Genomic DNA, 17,198 nt, shown 5'->3' with positions numbered 1-17,198 from the left:
AGACGACAGAAAGCAGCGCGGATGACCCAGAACGCCAACGCAGCACGTTTGCCGGCCGACGTCCTCGACTGGGTCTCATCGCAGATGGGTGACGTCGTCGATGCCCTCGACACCTCGTGGCCACGAGAGACCTCGCGAGTTTGGTGTGTCACCTCGAGCACAGGGCGGGCGTACGTGAAGATCTCCCCCAGCGCTTCCGATTTCACGCAGGAAATCGGTGGCTATTCCTATGCAAAGCGTGCCCTGCCCGAGCCCGAGAGACCCCGGCTGCTCAGCACTCATGACGGCCTCAAGGCACTTCTCAGCTCGCTTCAGCCCGGAGTCGTCATGAGGGGGTTGCCCCTCGAACCAGCTGAGGAGCTGAGTGCCCACACGGAGGCGGGGCGCCTGCTTCGACGCTGGCACGACCATTCCGGCGCCGCACCCGTGGAAGATCGCGATGTCGCCCGCAAACGGGTCACGGAGCTGGCGGACGAGGCTCGGGCATGCCGGCCGAGCATGTCCGAACTCCTCGACCCGTTCCAAGTCAGCCTCCTCACGGCTGCGGCGAACGAACTGCCTGAACTGGCTGAGCGCAATGCCTCCGTCACCTGTCACGGAGACTTCTCCACCCGCAACTGGCTCTGGGACCGCTCCTCGATGCGTCTAGGAGTCATCGACTTCGAGAGAACTGGTCCCGGCTACATCGTCGAGGACATGGTGTGGCTGTACGGCGCCCTCTGGCTCACCCGACCGAGCCTTCGAAGGGCCTTCTTCGATGGATACGGCAGGGCACTGTCTGGGCACGAGGAACGGCTCCTCCAACTCCTCACGGTCCGGCTAGGGGTCTCGTACTGGCACACGGGGCTCACCACCGGCCGCGATGAATTGGTCGAACGTGGTCGCCTCGGCATGGATCTGTTGTCGAAGCACCTCGATCCGGAGGACCGAGTATGACGTCGCGAGTGCTGGTGATCAGCGGCGCGAGCGGCACCGGGAAGAGCACCCTGGCAGAGGCCCTGCTGGAGTTCACGACCGCAGGGTGGATCGGCGTCGAGGCCGACCTCTCTGCCCCTCAGGCCGCCACTTCCGTGGACTTCAGTGATCGCGAGGTGCAGCAACGTTATGCCGAAACGCTTCTGAACTCCGTGCTCGCCTGGCCGGCTGCGGGTTACGACACGATCATCGACGGGTTGCTCCCCTACCCCGTGAGCTCCCACCACCGGGACGTCCTCGATCGGTTGGGCAGCTACGACCTGAAGATTCTCGCCGTGACCGCCTCCGAAACAGCCATCCGGCACCGCATCGAACGACGTGGACGTGGCGACATCGAGTGGTCACTCCAACAGCTGAAGGACATCCATGACGGGGTGCGCGCAGACTTCACGCTCGACACGACGTCGATCAACCTTCACGACACCGCCCCCTTGCACGAGGTGCTCACCTGGATGAATTCACCCCACTCAAGCTCCTGACCCTCGGCTCTGAGGCCGCGCTTTCGCTGGCCGACGACTGTCCGGAAGCGGGACTGTGCGGGCTCCGGCGAGGACCGCCGACGATCAGACCCTGCCGGTGAGGATCGCTTCGAAGTGGGCGGTGAGCTCGGGGTCGACCGGCAGCTCGACGTCATCGAGATGGGTGATCGGGGCGGCGAGACGGGTCGAGGAGAGCAGCCAGGCACCGTCGGAGGTGGCGACGTCCTCGACGCTCATGAGCTGCTCGCGCGCCTCATGGCCCTCCTTCTGCAGCGCCTCGAACAGCGAGCCCACACAGGTTCCGGGGAGCACACCGGCGCTCACGGGAGTGGTGAGGTAGGCGTCGCCGCGTCGCACCAGCAGCGTGGACGTCGGCCCCTCGAGCACGTACCCGTCGGTCGCGACGAACAGGGCGTCCTGCGCCCCGCGGCTCTTCGCCTCGCGCACGGCCGCCATGTTCACCGCGTAGCTGAGGGTCTTCGCGCCCTGCAGCAGCCACGGGCTCTCCTCGAAGACGGTCGTCGCCAGGCCGCGGTCCAGGGTCGCCACGCGGATCCCGGCGCGGTACGGCGCCCAGTCGTCGGAGACATGGGCGTCGATCCAGCAGGTGGGGACGCCGTTGCCCTCGATGCCGCGGGTGTACATGACGCGGATGGTCAGCTCGGGGACGTCGGCGTGGGCCTCGATCGACGCGTCGACCGCGGCCGCGATGGCCTCCTGGTCCGGCGCGGGCAGCCCCAGCAGGGAGGCGCTGCGGGCCAGCCGCGCGAGGTGGGGGCCGACGTTGATCGGCGTGCCGTCGAAGGCACCGATGGTCTCGAAGATGCCGTCGCCGCGGGTGACCACCAGGTCGGTGATCGACAGCTGCGGCGCGGTGGCGTCGGCGATGTGGAACGGGGCGCTACCGTCGGCCGGAGCCCCTGCCGCGCCGGGGACGAGGACGAGAACCGGTGCGGGGGTGTCCGTGCTGGACGAGGTCATGGCGCTGCTCCTGGTCAGGGCGCCTCAGGATCGAGGCGGTCGGACTTCCAGGGTAGACCTGTCCGTGTCCTCCGCGAGGCCCCGTCCCGGAGCCTCTGCGGCGAACCGTCCATCGCGCACCCGGAGCATCTGGTCGTCGGCGAGCACCCAGGGCGCGCGCCGCCCCGACGGGCCGACGGGCGCCCGCCCTCTCGCCGCCCGTACAGTGTCCCCTCGTGACCGGAACCGCCCCGAACGCCTCCCCTTCGCCGCACGTCGACGCCTCCGGCGACAGCGCTCCTCGCGCCGTCCATCGGCCCGCTCCCCTGTGGGCCGTCCCCGCCGCTGTGGTCTGCGGGATGATGGGCGCGATCCAGTCCCGCATCAACTCCGACCTGGCCTCCGAGCTGGACGACGGGTTCGCCGCCGCCCTCATCTCCTTCGGCACCGGGCTCGTGATCCTGCTGCTGCTCCTCGCGGTCATGCCGTGGCTGCGCCGGACCACCGGCCGGTTCTGGCGGGAGCTGCGCAGCGGCGCCTTCCCCTGGTACCTCGCGATCGGCGGTCTCGGCGGCGCGGTCTACGTGCTGGGGCAGTCGTTCTCGGTCGCGCTGCTCGGGGTGGCGCTGTTCATCGTCTGCGTGGTCGCCGGGCAGACTGTCACCGGGCTGGTCGTGGATCGGGTGGGCCTCGGTCCCGGAGGCATCCGCCACCTGACCCCGCTGCGGGTGATCGGGGCGAGCCTCATGGTGGTCTCGGTGGTGCTCGCGATGTCCGGCGGGTTCAGCTCCCAGGCACCGTGGTTCCTGCTCGCGCTGCCGATGGTCGCCGGCGTGGCGATGGGGCTGCAGCAGGCGATCAACGGCCGCGTCACCCAGCACAGCGGCCATTTCCTGGTCGCCACGCTCGGCAACTTCGTGGTGGGCACTGCGGCGCTGGCCGTGGTGGCGCTCGTGCACCTGCTGATCGCAGGGCCGCCCGCGGCGCTGCCGACGAACCCGCTGCTCTACCTCGGCGGGCCGATCGGCATCGTGTTCATCGCGATGGCCGCCTATCTCGCGGGCCCGCTCGGGGTGCTGACCCTCGCGATGACGACCATCGCCGGCCAGATCGTGGGCTCGGTGGTGATCGACGCCGTCGCCGCACCCGGGCACCTCACCGTCACGACCGTCGCCGGCGCCGCTCTGACCCTGCTCGCCGCGCTGATCACGGCCTCCAGCCGCCGACGGGGCTGACGTTCCGGTCGGGGTCTGAAGCCCCGGCCTGGCAGCCAGGCTGTCACCGCCCGACGATCCGTGCGTTCCGTGCGTTTGCGACGCGGATAACGCAAGGAATGCACGGCTCGATGCCCAGCGGCAAGATCGGGTGAGGTCGGGAACTGGCCTCCAGCTCAGCTCGTCGGCGCAGGCCGTCGGGCACGCCGAGCGGCCATCACGTTCGACACCGTGATCAGGACGCCTGCGACGGCGAGTGCCCCGCCCAGCACAGGGCTCCGGGGGATGTGCACCGCACCGAGATCTACCTGGCCGAGGCTGAGCGCCAGCCCCGCCAGGCCGATCGCCAGCCCGATGATGATGCCCTGCACCGCGCGCCAGAGTCGTTGACGACGAGTCACCCAGGCCATGGTCGAACTCCTTCCTTCGTGTGGCCGATCCATCCGTGCGTTCCGTGCGTTTGCGACGCGGTTAACGCAAGGAATGCACGGCTCGATCGGGGCCCGACCGGAGCCGGAGTCAGATCGGGGGTCGGCCCGACGGGAGACAGGGTCAGCTGGTGTGGAGGGTGATGAGGCGGCCGTGCTCGCGCCAGGCGACGCGGAGGTCCAGCGGATCGCCGGGCACCTCCGCGTCGATTAGGTCCACATGGGCCCCCAGAGGGGCATCGCGCAGGTCGGCCACCAGGAGCGCACCCTCGGGCAGTCCGCTGATCTCGGAGGCAGCGGGATCCTGCAGGGGCACGGAGACACCCTCGCCGGTGACGTCCTTGACGGCAGGGCCCTCCGCCGCTGCGTGAGCCGTCCCGTCGGCCTCGTCCTCCTCCTCGTCCTCCCCGACGAGCGCGGTGAAGAGGTACAGGTCGATGAGCTCCTGGGCGGCCTCCGTGCGGGCCACGCCCTTGGGGTCGGACTCGTCGCCGCGCAGCGCCAGGGCGTTCAGCGTGGCGTCGAGGGCGTCGGCGAAGCGCTCCAGGTAGGCGATGAGATCGGGGGCGGCCAGGCGCAGGGCCAGGTCCTCCCCGATGCCGTAGACGACGCCCGGGGCACCGTCGTCGTCGATTGTGAGGACCACGGCCGCCTCGGGCGTCTCGTACAGCGGGTAGAAGGTGGTGGCCGCCCCCAGCAGCGTGTACGGGCCCACGTCGGTGCGGTCCTCGATCACCAGGTTCAGCACCGGGATGCCGCGCAGCTCGATGCCGCTGAGCTCGTCGAGGATCTGCTCGAGGGCGGGCGGCGGATCTGCGGCGATCTCCTCCTCGTTCACGGCGAGGCCCGGAACGAGGGTGACGTCCTGTTCATGGGTGCGGGCCAGCGAGGAGATCCGGTCCAGGACAGGGCGTGCCGTCAGCAGCGGAATCGCGGGGGCCTCGGTGGGCCAGGGCAGGGAGGAGGGCATCGGAGTACTCACCCCGTCATCGTGGCACAGCGCGCCGAGCGCGGACCCTCGTCGGGCGCCGATCCGCGCTGGGCGTACCTCCGACGGCCGGCAGCACACAGTCAGCCGCCGCCCCGCAGCAATGTTCCACGGCCGCCGACGGACGTGCTCAGCCGGCCAGACGTCGGGCCGCGCCGCCGGGTCTGGCCAGGGAGGTCGCGGCCCGGGCACGCTCGGGATGCTCCGCCCGGTAGGCGTCGAGCCAGCGGACGGCGAAGTCCTGCGCGTCGTTAGTCGGGACCAGCGCCCAGACGCTGCCCCCGAAGCCGGCTCCGAAGGCGCTCGCGGCCTGCGCTCCGAGCCCGCGGGCGAGGCGCTGCAGCGACACGGTCTCGGGAACCTGGTTGCGCAGTCCGTCCTCGGCGCCGGCCTGGGATTCGTCGACCAGGCGCCCGAACTCGGCGAGGTCGCCGTCCTCGAGCGCGACCGACGCGGCGGGGATGATCCGCTCGGACTCGGTGAGGAACTGTTCGAAGCGGCCGGCGAGGTAGTCGTCGTCGGCGACGAGTGCGCGCAGACGCTGCGCGGTGGCGGGCCCGCTGGCCACGGCGTCGGCGAGCGAGGCGTCGGCGCGGCCGGTGTCCTCACGCCAGCGGCGCAGGATCTCGGCGACGGCGAGGGAGACGCGGTTGTAGTGGTCCCGGGCGGAGCCGGTCTTCTCGGCCTCGACGCCGCTCACGGCGACCACGAAGGTCAGCTCGGGGCCGAGGTCGATGGTGCGTTCGTGGCGCACGGGGCAGAAGGAGTACTGGACCAGGGCGTCCCGCTGGCCGCACAGCATCGCGGTGTGGTCCCCGCTGCCACCGAAGGTGCCGACGCCGCGGTCGCCGGCGAGGGTGCCGAAGCTCTGCCCGTTCTCAATGGTCCCGAAGTACTCGCCGAGCTGCTCGGTGGTGGTGATCTCGCGGGTGAAGGCGGGGTCCGCGGCGATCCCGGAGAGGTCGATCAGGGCGAGCGCCAGGCCGACGACGAGCGCCGAGGAGCTGGACATCCCGGCCGCGAGCGGCAGGGTGGAGGTCACGGTGACGTCCGCTCCGCGGAGCTGACCGGGGAAGTTCTTCTCGAGCCGATCGGCGACGGTGCGCACGTAGCCGCCCCAGTGCCCGTCGGCCTGGACCTCGCGCTGAGCGGCGGAGCGTGCGTCTTCGCCGAGGTCGATGCGCACGGGACCGTCGGCGCCCTCAGAGCGCACCTCCAGCACGCGGTCCTCGCGCGGGGTCGCGGTGATCGTGTGGCCCACGTCGACCGCGGCGAGCAGGGAGCGCCCGCCGGCGTAGTCGGTGTGCTTGCCGAGCACCTCGATGCGGCCGGGCACGAACCAGCGTGCCGCGGCCCCGGATGCATCGGCGGAGGAGTCGTCGAGGGGCTCGGTCCGGATCCCTGCGGTGAGCGCGGCGAGCACGTCGCTCACAGGCGCACCTCGATCCCGGCGAGAGCGCCCTGCACGGCGGCGACATCGCCGCGCGAGGACATGTCCAGCACGCCCACGGCGGCGGGGACCACGGTGAACGCCTCGCCCTCGGCGACCAGCAGGCGCACGGCGTCGATGACCTCGAGCTCCCCGCGCGCGGAGGGTTCGATGCGGGCGCAGGCGTCGAAGATCGCGGGGGTGAACAGCCAGGCGTTCATCGAGACGGGGGCCTGCTCGCCGTAGGCGGCGAGGGTGGCCTCGTCGGGCTTCTCGACGATGTCACGCAGAGCGCCGGTCTCATCGGTGGCGACGAGAGCGAAGGAACGGATGCGGTCCGAGGGGATGTTCGACCCGGTCACGAGCGCTTCGCGGTCGAAGCCGACGAGGGCGCTGCCGGGGGCTGCGGCGAGCGCGGCCAGGGCCTCGCGCGGGTAGTAGTTGTCGGAGTTCAGCACGATGACGCGCTCGGAGCCGGCGAAGTCGCGGGCCGCGGCGACGGCGTCCCCGGTGCCCAGAGGTTCGGTCTGCACGGCGGTGGTCACGGTGACGCGGCCGCCGCTGCTGGCGGCGGCGTACTCGCGCAGGACGTCATGCTCCGGGCCGATGACCAGGCAGATCTCGGTGACGCCCACGTCGGCGAGCACGGAGATGACGTAGTCGAGGAAGGGGCGGCCGACGTCGATCAGGGCCTTGACGCCGCTCGCGGCCACAGCGGCCTGCTTCTCGTCGAGCTGGGCGGCGTCGTCAGCCTTGCGCATGCGCGTGCCGAGCCCGCGGGCAAGGATCACGGCCCGGGTGACGGCGCTGTTCGCGGCGCTGTCCGTGGCGTTGTTCGCGGCGGAGGGGTCGGCGGGGTTCGAAGAGCTCAGATCAGTCACATGAGGAGTCTACGGGGAGGGACACACGGAGGCCGGAACGTTTCACAGAGTGCCGAGAAGACTGCCGCGAGGCAGGTTCGCACCCGTCCTCCCCACCGCGTCAGTGTCCACATCCGCGGGCGGGCGCCCCTGCCCGGGCGTGTGGTGGTGGTCGACTGGATCCATGTCATCGACTCCCCTCGACGAGGCCGAGGAGTACCTGCGCCTCCTGGCCGCGACCCTGACCGATCCGGCCGACGGCGAATGCCTCCAGTGCTACGTCTTCCGGATGCTCGCCTTCGGGTGCACCGGGTCGCGCTGGACCCGGCGCTACCGCGATCTGCGAGCCCCGAACGCCACAGCGCTGCTGCGGAGGCTGCGCTCCAAGGGCGCAGGCTGCGATTGCGGACTGTTCATGAACGCCTTCGATCTGCGCTCCGAGTTCCTGGTGGTGCCCATCGCGTTCGACCCCGACGGGACTGCGCTGAGATGCGACCCCGAGTATCCCGACCCGATGCCCACCTGCCATGGGGTGCGCCGAGGCTCGACCCAGCCGTGCACGCTCTGGCTCGCGCGGTACCGCTATCGGTACGGGTGGTGGTGACCGTGCTGGCCAGGAGCTCGCCTGATGACCGGGCCCGTCCTCGAAACGACCGTGGATGCCGACGTGCCCGCGACGGCACGGCCGATCGCTCTATCGCCGATCACGTCGCGGCCAGAACCTCCTCGACGGCGAGTGCCGCCGCGTCGAGCTGCGCGGCGGACACCTCGGCTCCGAGGGTGAACCGCACCGCTGTCTGGGCGACCTCCCGCGAGATGCCGAGGGCGGTGAGCACGTGGGAGGGCTCATCGCTGCCGGCCGCGCAGGCAGAACCGCTCGAGGCGACCACGCCGCGCTCCTCGAGGTCCAGCAGCACCGATTCGCCGCTGAGCCCAGGAACGCAGAAGGAGGCATGGGCGGGCAGTCGCGCGGAGCGCCCATCGGGCCCGGTCTCCGCCGCGGGAGGTCCGGTCAGCAGCACCCCCTCGCGGGCGGTGAGCACCCGGGCGAGGAAGGCGTCCCGCAGCGGGCCGATCCGCGCGACCTTCTGCGCCCGCTCTGCCTCGGACAGCTCCAGGGCGACGGCGAGTGCGACGGCGAAGGCCACGTTCTCGGTGCCGGAGCGCCGGCCGTTCTCCTGCCCGCCGCCGTGGACGAGCGGCTCCAGCGGCAGGCGTCCCCGGATCGCTGCGACGCCGATGCCCTTGGGGGCGCCGAGCTTGTGCCCGGAGATCGTCAGCGCGTCCGCGCCGAGGTCGCGGAGGTCGACCCAGCCAGCGGCCTGCACCGCATCGGTGTGCAGGAGCGCCCCGGTCTCGTGGGCCGCAGCGGCGAGAGCGGGGATGTCGGCGATCGCGCCGATCTCGTTGTTCGCCAGGGCGAGGGAGACCAGGGTGGTGTCCGCGCGCAGCACGGCACGCAGGGCCTCGGGGGTGACGATCCCGTCGGCCCCGACGTCCACGAAGGAGACCTCGAAGCCGTGCACCCGCTGCAGGAAGCTGATGCTCTCGAGCACCGCCTCATGTTCGGTGGGCGCGGTGACCAGGTGTTTCCCGCGAGGTGTGGCGAGGGCGAGCCCCCTGATGGCGAGGTTCGCGGCCTCGGTGCCGCTGGCGGTGAACACGATGTCGCTGCGCCGGGCGCCGAGCACGGCGGCGACCCGTCGGCGCGCGTCCTCGAGCCCCCGTGCGGCGGCCTCCCCCACGGTGTGGTGGCTGGACGGGTTGCCGAAGGTGCCGGTGAGGTACGGCCAGGCGGCTTCGAGGGCCTCGCGGCGCACCGGGGTCGTGGCGGCGGTGTCGAGATAGAGCATGTCCGGATCCTCCTGTCGGGCGTGGGGTCGAGCGATACGCCGGGATCAGTTCGCGGCGGCCAGCGTGCTGTCCAGACCGAGGTCGAGGTTCCGCACCGAGTGGGTGAGCGCGCCGGAGGAGATGACGTCCACGCCGGTGCGGGCGATGTCGGCGACGGTGTCGAGGGTGACGGTGCCGCTGGCCTCGACGATCGCGCGACCGGCCACGATCTCCACCCCGCGGGCGAGGTCCGCGAGGGAGAAGTTGTCGAGCATGATGATGTCGACGCCGCCGGCGATCACGGGCTCGATCTGGTCGATCCTGTCCACCTCGACCTCGAGCCGGGTGGTGTGGCCGAGCTGGGCGCGGGCGTGGCGGATCGACTCGGTGAGGTCCAGGCCCTGCTGCTGCAGGATCGCGAGGTGGTTGTCCTTCGCCATCACGGCATCCGAGAGCGAGAACCGGTGGTTCACTCCCCCGCCGCTGCGCACCGCGTGGCGTTCGATCGCACGCAGGCCGGGCGTGGTCTTGCGAGTGTCGGTGATGCGCACCCCGGTGCCTTCTACAGCGTCGACGAACTTCCTCGTCAGCGTGGCGATCCCGGTCATGCGCTGGGTGAAGTTCAAGGCGATGCGCTCGGCCTGCACGACCGCACGCGCCGGGCCGACGACGGTCGCGAGCACGTCGCCGGCGGCGAAGCGCTCACCGTCCGCCACGTGCCCGGTCACCTCGACGGCGGTGTCGGTGAGGCGGAAGGCGGCGGCGAACACGTCGATCCCGGAGAGCACGCCGGCCTCACGGGCGGTGAGCTGCGCGGTCGCGGTGGCATCGGCGGGGAGGAACACCTGGCCGGTGAGGTCTCCCCACGGGGCGTCCTCGAGGAGAGCTGCGGCGACGACGGTATCGATCTGGGTGGTGGTCAGCATGCGAGGGCCTCCTGGGCGGGCTCGGAATCGGCGGAGAGGGCAGAGGTGGGGGCACCGACGAGCTCATGAGCGTCCGTGCGACCACGGGCCTCGGCATGGCCCTGATTATCGGCAGGTCCCTGGGTGGCGAGATGACGGGGATCGTCGAGCCGGTGGTGGGCGCCGACGGACCCCGGCCTGGCCAGGGCGTGCGCGATGAGCAGTCGGGCGAGGTGGAGGAGATTGCGGTCCTCGAGCTCGGCCACCGTGGTGCACGAGGCGGGGTCCGGATCCCCCCAGGAGGCGAGCTGCGCCGCGGCCGCGTCGAGCTGCTCGCCCGTGCGCAGCAGACCGGCATGGCTCCACAGCAGCTCCTGCAGCTCGGCGCGGGTCCACCGTTCCGAAGCCCCGGGACCGGGGGCGGGGCTGGGGCCGGGTCTGGGGTCGGATCCGGCGGGGACAGCCGCATCCACTGGCGCATGGTGCGCAGGCAGCGCTGTATACGGCGAGGCCGCACACCCAGCGCCCCTGGGTGCGATGGGGAGGGCGGTACCCGTGACGGGGAGAGCGGCAGCTGCGACAGGGAGAGCAGCAGCAGCGACAGGGAGAGCAGCGGAGGCCGTGGCGCGGACCTGCTCCACGGCCGTCGCGCCGGCACGGGCTCCGAACACGGCGCCCTCGAGGAGGGAATTCGAGGCGAGGCGGTTAGCCCCGTGCACGCCGGTGCGGGCGCACTCCCCCGCGGCGAGGAGCCCGGGGAGCGTGGTGCGCCCGTCGAGATCGGTGCGGATCCCGCCCATCCAGTAATGGGCGGCCGGGGTCACGGGCACCGGCTCGCTGCCCCAGTCGACTCCGGCTCCGCGCACGGCGGCGTCGATGGTGGGGAACCGTTCCCGGAGCTGATCCGCACCGATGCTGGTCGCATCCAGGAATACGGGCCTGCCGTCCTGGGCGGCCATGACCTGGGCGATCGCGCGGGCCACGACGTCGCGCGGGGCAAGCTCGGCGCGGGGGTCGAGAGCGGGCAGGAAGCGCCGACCGTGCTCGTCGCGCAGCACGGCGCCCTCCCCGCGCACGGCCTCGGAGATGAGGAAGGAGCCGGGGGCTGCGAGCGCGGTGGGGTGGAACTGGTAGAACTCGAGGTCCTCGACCGCGGCGCCGGCCCGCCAGGCGGCGGCGATCCCGTCCCCGGTGGAGACGGCGGGGTTCGTGGTGTGGGAGAAGAGCTGCCCGGCGCCGCCCGTGGCCAGGAGCGTGGCCGGGGCCCGCACCGCGAGCCGGGTCCCGTCGGCCGCCATCAGCTCGGCGCCGACCACACGGCCACCGTCGACCAGCAGATCCACCAGCGTCATGTGCTCGCGCAGGGCGAGGGAACCGCCCGTCGTGCTGCTGGAGCTCTCCGTGGCGCGGTCGTGCACGGCGTCCACCAACACCTCCTCGATCGCCCGGCCGGTGGCATCGCCTCCGGCGCGGAGGATCCGGGGGCGGGAATGGGCCCCCTCGAGGCCCAGCGCATACGGACTCCGGCCCGCCCCGATCCCGGACCCGAGACCGTCAGCAGGCTCGAGATCACCAGCGACGTCGAGGCCACCAGCGGACTCACGGACACCAGCGCGATCGAAAGCGACTCCGCGGTCGATGAGGTGCGCGATCGCGGCCGGGCCCTCGTCGCACAGCACCCGAACTGCCTCCGCATCGCACAGGCCGGCCCCGGCGGCCAGGGTGTCCTGTTCATGCTCGGCGACGGTGTCGGAGGGGTCGACCGCCCCGGCGATGCCGCCCTGGGCGTAACGGGTGGAGCCCTCGGCGAGCTCCGCCTTGGTCACCAGGAGGACGTCCACCGACCGGGCGGCGTGCAGCGCCGCCGTGAGCCCGGCGATCCCGGAGCCGATGACCAGCAGATCGGCGTGCATCAGACCGGCGAGCTGCCGATCCGTGGGCTGCTCGTCGTGCGCGCCCATGCTCAGCGCTCCGAGGTGGTGCGCTCCGAGGTGGCACGCTCGGGAGCAGCCCCGACCGGGGCCGGCTTCGCGGCGAGCATGCGCTCGAGCGCGAGGCGTGCGGGATCGGCGACGTCCTGGCTCACGGAGATCTGGTTGATGACCTCGCCGTCCAGGAGCGATTCGAGGGCCCAGGCGAGGTAGCCGGGGTGGATGCGGTACATCGTCGAGCAGGGGCACACCACGGGATCCAGGCAGAAGATCGTGTGCTGCGGGTGCTGGGCGGCGAGGCGCTGGACCAGGTTGATCTCGGTGCCGATCGCGAAGGTGGTGGGTTCGGTGGCGCCCTCGATGGCCTTGCGGATGTAGTCGGTGGAGCCGGCTTCGTCCGCCGCATCGACCACGGGCATGGGGCATTCGGGGTGCACGATCACGCGCACACCGGGGTGCTCGGCGCGGGCCTTGTCGATCTGGGCGGTGGTGAAACGCTTGTGGACCGAGCAGAAGCCGTGCCACAGCACCACCTTGGCGTCATGGAGGGCCTGCTCGTCGTTCCCGCCCAGCGGCCGGCGCGGGTTCCACATGGGCATCTCGTCCAGGGAGATCCCCATGGCCTTGGCGGTGTTGCGGCCCAGGTGCTGGTCGGGGAAGAACAGCACCCGCTGCCCGCGCTCGAAGGCCCACTCGAGCACGGTCGAGGCGTTCGAGGAGGTGCACACGATGCCGCCGTGGCGGCCCACGAAGCCCTTGATGTCCGCGGAGGAGTTCATGTAGGTCACGGGGATGACCGGCAGGCGGCCGTCGTCGCCGGGCACCTCGCCCCCGTAGACCTCCATCAGCTGCTCCCAGCACTCCTCGACCTGGTCGATGTCCGCCATGTCCGCCATCGAGCAGCCGGCGGCGAGGTTGGGCAGGATCACGGCCTGCTCGGGCCCGGAGAGCAGATCGGCGGTCTCGGCCATGAAGTGCACGCCGCAGAAGATGATCGCCTCGGCGTCGGTGCGGGCCTTCGCGGCGGTCGCGAGCTGGAAGGAGTCGCCCACGTAGTCGGCGTACTGGATGACCTCGTCGCGCTGGTAGAAGTGCCCGAGCACCACTGCACGGTCCCCGAGCTCCGCCTTCGCGGCGCGGATCCGGCGGTCCAGCTCCTCGGTGCTCGCGTCGCGGTACTCCTGCGGGATCTCGCCCTGGCGCGGGGATGCGGCGGGGATCGGATCGGCCATCGAGGCGCCGGGGCCGTAGCCGGGGTCGCGGGCGTCGACGTCCCAGGGGGCGTCGAGCAGCTCGGTGGAGCAGCTGCTGCCGGAGGCCGCGCCGCTGGAGATGTCTCGCAGGGTCAGGTCGACCGACGCGGTGGGGGCCGAGGAAGCGGTGGCTGCCGTGACAGGGGTATCGGTGGTGGTCATGTCGTGCCCTCCGTGGGGTGTGGCCGGTCAGAGACCGGTGAGCGGGCCGTTGTCGGCGAGGTGGATGGACTGGTCGTGCCGGTAGAGGCGGGCGGGGCGATGGCGGCCACCGGTGCGATAGGCATCGGTGGCCACCAGGCGTCCGGAGGACTCCATCTGGCGGCGGAAGTTCGCGGGGTCGAGGGTGCGCTGCAGCACGGCCTCGTGGACTCCGCGCAGCTCGGCGAGGGTGAAGGCCTCCCCGAGGAACGCGGCGGCGATGCGGGAGTACTCGACCTTGTTGCGCAGGCGCCACAGGGCGTACTCGACGATGAGCGAGTGATCGAAGGCGAGCTCGGGGACCTCGTCGGCCACGAACCAGCGCACGTTCACGCCCGCCTCGCCGGCGTCGGCCTCCTCGGGCCGCACGAGCGCCCAGTAGACGACCGAGACGGTGCGCTCGTCGGCCGAATCCGACCGGTCCAGCCCGCCGAAGGCGTAGAGCTGCTCGAGGTACTGCGGGGTGAGCCGGGTGGTCTCGCGCAGGTTCCTCGCGGCCGACGCGGCGAGCCCCTCGTCCGGCGCCAGCGGACCGCCCGGGAGCGCCCAGAGTCCCTGGTGGGGATCTCGGATGCGTCGCACGAGCGGGAGCCACAGGGCCAGCCGACGGGTGGTGGGGTGAGGGCGCAGGGCGAAGATGACCGTCGAGACGGCGAGGTCTGTCCGAGAGCTCATGGGGACGACACCTCCTGTTAAAGTCGCGAGCACCTTTACTGGTGACGAGACATTAGGCTCACCGTGACCAGAAGTGCACGATGTGACGCGATCGTGTGATCGGGGTCACGGAACGGGTGACTTTAACTGTCGCGGCACCACGACCCCGAGCGTCTTCCCGAACCCGACCGTCCATGACAGAATCCGCCCATGGCCAGCGATGACACCACTGCGACCGAATACTCTTCCTCGCGCACCCCGAGGACGCTCCTGATCCTGGCCGCCGTGGTCGTCACCGTTCTCGTGGTCACGGTCTGCGTCATGGCCCTCCGCGCCCCCGCCACCGCCGCGGAGAGCTGGACGGCAAGCCCCGGGAAGCGGACTGCGGCGAGCATGTCCCTCAGCCCCTGCGCCCCGCCGCCCGAGCACTCGGGGGCCGAGCTCGTCGGCGAACAGCGCGGCCTCGCCACCCTGAGCGTCCGCACGGACGAGAACAGCGACACCCTCGCCTGCCTGGCCACACAGATCGACGACGAATGGACGGCGATCACCGTCACCACTCCCTATGACGCCGCCGCCACGATCCCGGCGGACGGTGCGATGGTGCGCAGCGACGCGCTGCTGCAGACGGATCCGACCTCGGTGGATGCCCCGGAGACCCCGTCGCAGCATGTCGTCGCCGGGGAGGTCGGCGACCTGGTGACCGCCGTGACGCTGCAGACGGCGGCCGGCGACACCGAGGCGACCGTGTCCGGCGGCTGGTTCGCCGCCTGGTGGCCCACGAAGGACGAGTACGAGCTGGACCACCCCGTCACCGCCGTGCTCACCCTGACCGATGGCTCGACCCGCACGACAGAGATGACGGTGCCCCACCAGTGAGCACCCCTCCTCCGAACACGCCAGCTCCGGGCGCACCAGCGCTGGGCACTCCACCGTCGAGCGCGTCGCCCCTGGGCGCCACGCCGAGCGACCCGCCCGGCCCGACCGGCCCGACCGGCCCCCGTCGTCGGGCGCGCCGCCCCCTGCTGATCGTGTCGCTCGTGTTCCTGGCGGCGGCTCTGCTCATCTCGGCTCTCCTCGGTGGTTCCGGTGCCGAGCCGGCCTCGGCATCCTGGTCACCCGCTCCGGAGGTCCAGGACCCCGGATCCCCCGTCCCCCAGGCCTGCGCGGGTACGGGGACCAGGACGGCCATCGAGGAGGTGCTGGTCGCCGAACGGCGCGGCATCACCCTGATGGTGGTCGGGCTCGACAGCGCCGGGGACACGTTCACCTGCCTGGCGATCGGGGAGGACGACCCCTCCACCACGGTCCTCACCAGCGGACCCGGCGAGGAGCGCGCCCAGATCCCGGCCGACGGCCTCGTCCCCGAGGGGATGCTGCTCAGCCAGATCGACCCCGCCGCGCAGGACGACGACGACACCGCTCAGCAGCTCGCCGTGTCCGGAGCCGCCGGGGCCGACGTGGTCGCGGTGACCCTGAGAACCTCGGTCGGCGACGTCGAGGCATCCGTGGACAACGGCGCCTTCTCCGCCTGGTGGCCCACAGCCGACACCTCCGAGCTGGACATACCGATCACGGCTGTGGTCACCTGCGCGGACGGCACCTCGCGGACGCTCACGCTCTCCGCCGACGACATCCCGGCCGACAGCACGGACGACGTCTGATCCCCGGCCGCCGAGGCGCCGCAGACCTCAGGAAGCGAGCCCTCATGACCTCCTCCGCCACGGAGTCCACCCCTCACCAGGCCACGCCCACGAGCACCCGCACGCCGAGACGTGTCGCCTGGGCGTCCATGGTCGGCACCTCGCTCGAGCAGTTCGACTTCTACCTCTTCGCGTACTTCTCCGCGTTCTTCGTCGGCCCGCTGTTCTTCGAACCCCTCGGGGCGGCCGGCGCCTCGCTCGCGTCCTTCAGCACCATCGCCGTCTCCTTCGTGATCCGCCCCGTGGGCGCCCTGGTGTTCGGGCACATGGGCGACCGGCTGGGCCGACGCACCACGCTGCTGTGGACCGTGGGTCTGATGGGCGTGGCGACCGCGCTGATCGGCATGCTGCCCTCCTATGCGCAGGCCGGGTGGCTGGGGGCGATCGGTCTGGTGGTGCTGCGTCTCGTGCAGGGCATCTCGCTGGGCGGCGAATGGGGAGGCTCCGTGCTGCTGGCCACCGAGCACGCCCATCCCCTGAAGCGGGCGTTCTACGCGGCGATCCCGCAGCTGGGCTCGCCCGTCGGCTCGATCCTCTCGGCGGCGGTGTTCATCGTGCTCACGCTGACCCTGCCCGAGCAGGCCATGGCGGACTGGGGCTGGCGGGTGCCGTTCTTCCTCGCGCTGCCGCTGCTGCTGGTCTCGCTGTACCTGCGCCGCGCGATCGACGAGACCCCGGTCTTCGCCCGCCTCGAGCAGACCGGGGACCGGGCCCGCCGACCGGCGCTCGCCATGCTCCGCACCCGCCCGTGGGCGCTGCTGATCGCGATCGGCGCCGCCCAGCTGGGCATCGGCTCCTACGCGCTGATGAACACGTACACGATGAACTACGGCTCGGTGGTGCTCGGCTACCCGTCCCTGCAGCTTCTCAGCGCCGCGACCATCGGCGCGCTCCTGCAGCTGCTCACCATCCCCGTGTTCGGGGCGCTCGCCGCGCGCACCAGCTCCGCGCTGGTGGTGGGTGCCGGCGCCCTGGGCACGGCCCTGATCGCCTTCCCGCTGTACTTCCTGCTGCAGTCGGCGAGCTTCGGCGGACTGGTGACGCTGATGGTGGTGGGCGGGATCCTGCCCACCATGTCGTGGGCGGCGCTCGGCGGCCTGATGAGCGACCTGTTCCCGGGACGCTTCAGCTATTCGGCGCTGTCGCTCGCCTATGCGGTGGCCGCCACGGTGGGCGGTGTGGTCCCGCTGGCCACCTCGGCGCTCGGTCTGTGGACGGCGCAGGCCTGGTGGCATCCCGGGATCGTGCTCGTCGCGCTGTCCGCGGTGACGCTCGTCGCGGCCGTGGCCGCCCGCCGCGAGAGCCGACGGAGACCCTCCGCGCCCACCGTCAAGCAGACGGACGGACGGGCCGACGACTTGTCGAGCTGACGACCGGTCACTCCG

Annotated in this window: 17 protein-coding genes; 7 read left to right on the top strand and 10 right to left on the bottom strand. The window is 71.5% G+C overall.

Annotated elements, in window-relative coordinates; all coding sequences use genetic code 11:
- Nucleotides 1-21: 21 nt before the first annotated feature.
- Complete coding sequence (locus INT49_RS04790; RefSeq protein ID WP_193116583.1) at nucleotides 22-936, top strand: aminoglycoside phosphotransferase family protein; 915 nt, start codon at nucleotides 22-24, stop codon at nucleotides 934-936.
- A complete protein-coding gene (locus INT49_RS04785; protein WP_193116582.1) occupies nucleotides 933-1,454 on the top strand; it encodes an AAA family ATPase in 522 nt (173 codons plus the stop codon). The genes INT49_RS04790 and INT49_RS04785 overlap by 4 nt, the downstream gene beginning before the upstream one ends.
- Nucleotides 1,455-1,538: 84 nt before the next feature.
- Here INT49_RS04785 and INT49_RS04780 read toward each other — a convergent pair whose 3' ends face one another.
- A complete protein-coding gene (locus INT49_RS04780) occupies nucleotides 1,539-2,435 on the bottom strand; it encodes an aminodeoxychorismate lyase (protein WP_193116581.1) in 897 nt (298 codons plus the stop codon).
- Between the two features lie 215 nt (nucleotides 2,436-2,650).
- Here INT49_RS04780 and INT49_RS04775 point away from each other — a divergent pair, with 215 nt between their 5' ends.
- Nucleotides 2,651-3,649: a DMT family transporter gene (locus tag INT49_RS04775; RefSeq protein WP_319021513.1), complete on the top strand. Its 999-nt coding sequence runs from the start codon at nucleotides 2,651-2,653 to the stop codon at nucleotides 3,647-3,649.
- Between the two features lie 155 nt (nucleotides 3,650-3,804).
- Here INT49_RS04775 and INT49_RS04770 read toward each other — a convergent pair whose 3' ends face one another.
- From INT49_RS04770 to INT49_RS04755, 4 genes are all read right to left on the bottom strand, one after another.
- Entirely contained in the window at nucleotides 3,805-4,038 is a 234-nt protein-coding gene (locus INT49_RS04770) for a hypothetical protein (protein WP_193116580.1), read from the bottom strand.
- Nucleotides 4,039-4,180: 142 nt separating this feature from the next.
- Nucleotides 4,181-5,038, bottom strand: a complete 858-nt coding sequence (locus INT49_RS04765; RefSeq protein ID WP_319021512.1) for a hypothetical protein — start codon at nucleotides 5,036-5,038, stop codon at nucleotides 4,181-4,183.
- Nucleotides 5,039-5,174: 136 nt separating this feature from the next.
- Complete coding sequence (locus tag INT49_RS21520) at nucleotides 5,175-6,476, bottom strand: GHMP family kinase ATP-binding protein (protein WP_319021511.1); 1,302 nt, start codon at nucleotides 6,474-6,476, stop codon at nucleotides 5,175-5,177.
- Nucleotides 6,473-7,354 carry a nucleotidyltransferase family protein gene (locus INT49_RS04755; protein ID WP_319021510.1) on the bottom strand — a complete coding sequence of 294 codons (882 nt, stop codon included), beginning with the start codon at nucleotides 7,352-7,354 and terminating at the stop codon, nucleotides 6,473-6,475. The genes INT49_RS21520 and INT49_RS04755 overlap by 4 nt, the downstream gene beginning before the upstream one ends.
- A gap of 163 nt (nucleotides 7,355-7,517) precedes the next feature.
- Here INT49_RS04755 and INT49_RS04750 point away from each other — a divergent pair, with 163 nt between their 5' ends.
- On the top strand, nucleotides 7,518-7,937 hold the full coding sequence (locus tag INT49_RS04750) for a DUF2695 domain-containing protein (protein ID WP_193116579.1): 420 nt from the start codon (nucleotides 7,518-7,520) through the stop codon (nucleotides 7,935-7,937).
- Between the two features lie 100 nt (nucleotides 7,938-8,037).
- On the opposite strand, the gene INT49_RS04745 is transcribed toward INT49_RS04750, so the two are convergent.
- From INT49_RS04745 to INT49_RS04725, 5 genes are read right to left on the bottom strand one after another with little or no spacing between them, the layout of a single operon-like run.
- On the bottom strand, nucleotides 8,038-9,186 hold the full coding sequence (locus INT49_RS04745) for a cysteine desulfurase family protein (protein ID WP_193116578.1): 1,149 nt from the start codon (nucleotides 9,184-9,186) through the stop codon (nucleotides 8,038-8,040).
- Between the two features lie 45 nt (nucleotides 9,187-9,231).
- Nucleotides 9,232-10,092 (bottom strand): carboxylating nicotinate-nucleotide diphosphorylase, encoded by an 861-nt coding sequence (gene nadC / locus INT49_RS04740; protein ID WP_193116577.1) that lies wholly within the window; start codon nucleotides 10,090-10,092, stop codon nucleotides 9,232-9,234.
- Nucleotides 10,086-12,032 (bottom strand): L-aspartate oxidase, encoded by a 1,947-nt coding sequence (gene nadB, locus INT49_RS04735; RefSeq protein ID WP_226849751.1) that lies wholly within the window; start codon nucleotides 12,030-12,032, stop codon nucleotides 10,086-10,088. The genes nadC and nadB overlap by 7 nt, the downstream gene beginning before the upstream one ends.
- A gap of 2 nt (nucleotides 12,033-12,034) precedes the next feature.
- Nucleotides 12,035-13,417, bottom strand: a complete 1,383-nt coding sequence (gene nadA, locus INT49_RS04730; RefSeq protein ID WP_193116576.1) for a quinolinate synthase NadA — start codon at nucleotides 13,415-13,417, stop codon at nucleotides 12,035-12,037.
- A 27-nt stretch (nucleotides 13,418-13,444) separates the two neighbouring features.
- On the bottom strand, nucleotides 13,445-14,131 hold the full coding sequence (locus INT49_RS04725) for an NUDIX hydrolase (protein ID WP_193116575.1): 687 nt from the start codon (nucleotides 14,129-14,131) through the stop codon (nucleotides 13,445-13,447).
- A 189-nt stretch (nucleotides 14,132-14,320) separates the two neighbouring features.
- Here INT49_RS04725 and INT49_RS04720 point away from each other — a divergent pair, with 189 nt between their 5' ends.
- The 3 genes from INT49_RS04720 to INT49_RS04710 are packed head-to-tail and all read left to right on the top strand — an operon-like array spanning nucleotide 14,321 to nucleotide 17,183.
- Nucleotides 14,321-14,989 (top strand): hypothetical protein, encoded by a 669-nt coding sequence (locus INT49_RS04720; protein ID WP_193116574.1) that lies wholly within the window; start codon nucleotides 14,321-14,323, stop codon nucleotides 14,987-14,989.
- The gene (locus tag INT49_RS04715; RefSeq protein WP_193116573.1) at nucleotides 14,986-15,774 is read left to right on the top strand and encodes a hypothetical protein; all 789 of its coding nucleotides are present in this window, start codon (nucleotides 14,986-14,988) and stop codon (nucleotides 15,772-15,774) included. Before INT49_RS04720 ends, INT49_RS04715 begins: the two co-directional genes overlap by 4 nt.
- A gap of 44 nt (nucleotides 15,775-15,818) precedes the next feature.
- Entirely contained in the window at nucleotides 15,819-17,183 is a 1,365-nt protein-coding gene (locus INT49_RS04710; RefSeq protein WP_226849750.1) for an MFS transporter, read from the top strand.
- Nucleotides 17,184-17,198: the final 15 nt, after the last annotated feature.

Origin of the sequence: Brachybacterium tyrofermentans, assembly GCF_014897585.1 — a bacterium.
GTDB classification, from domain to species: Bacteria; Actinomycetota; Actinomycetes; order Actinomycetales; family Dermabacteraceae; genus Brachybacterium; species Brachybacterium tyrofermentans.
The sequence above is the reverse complement of the archived record's forward strand: the minus strand, read 5'-3'. Positions and strand labels throughout refer to the sequence as shown.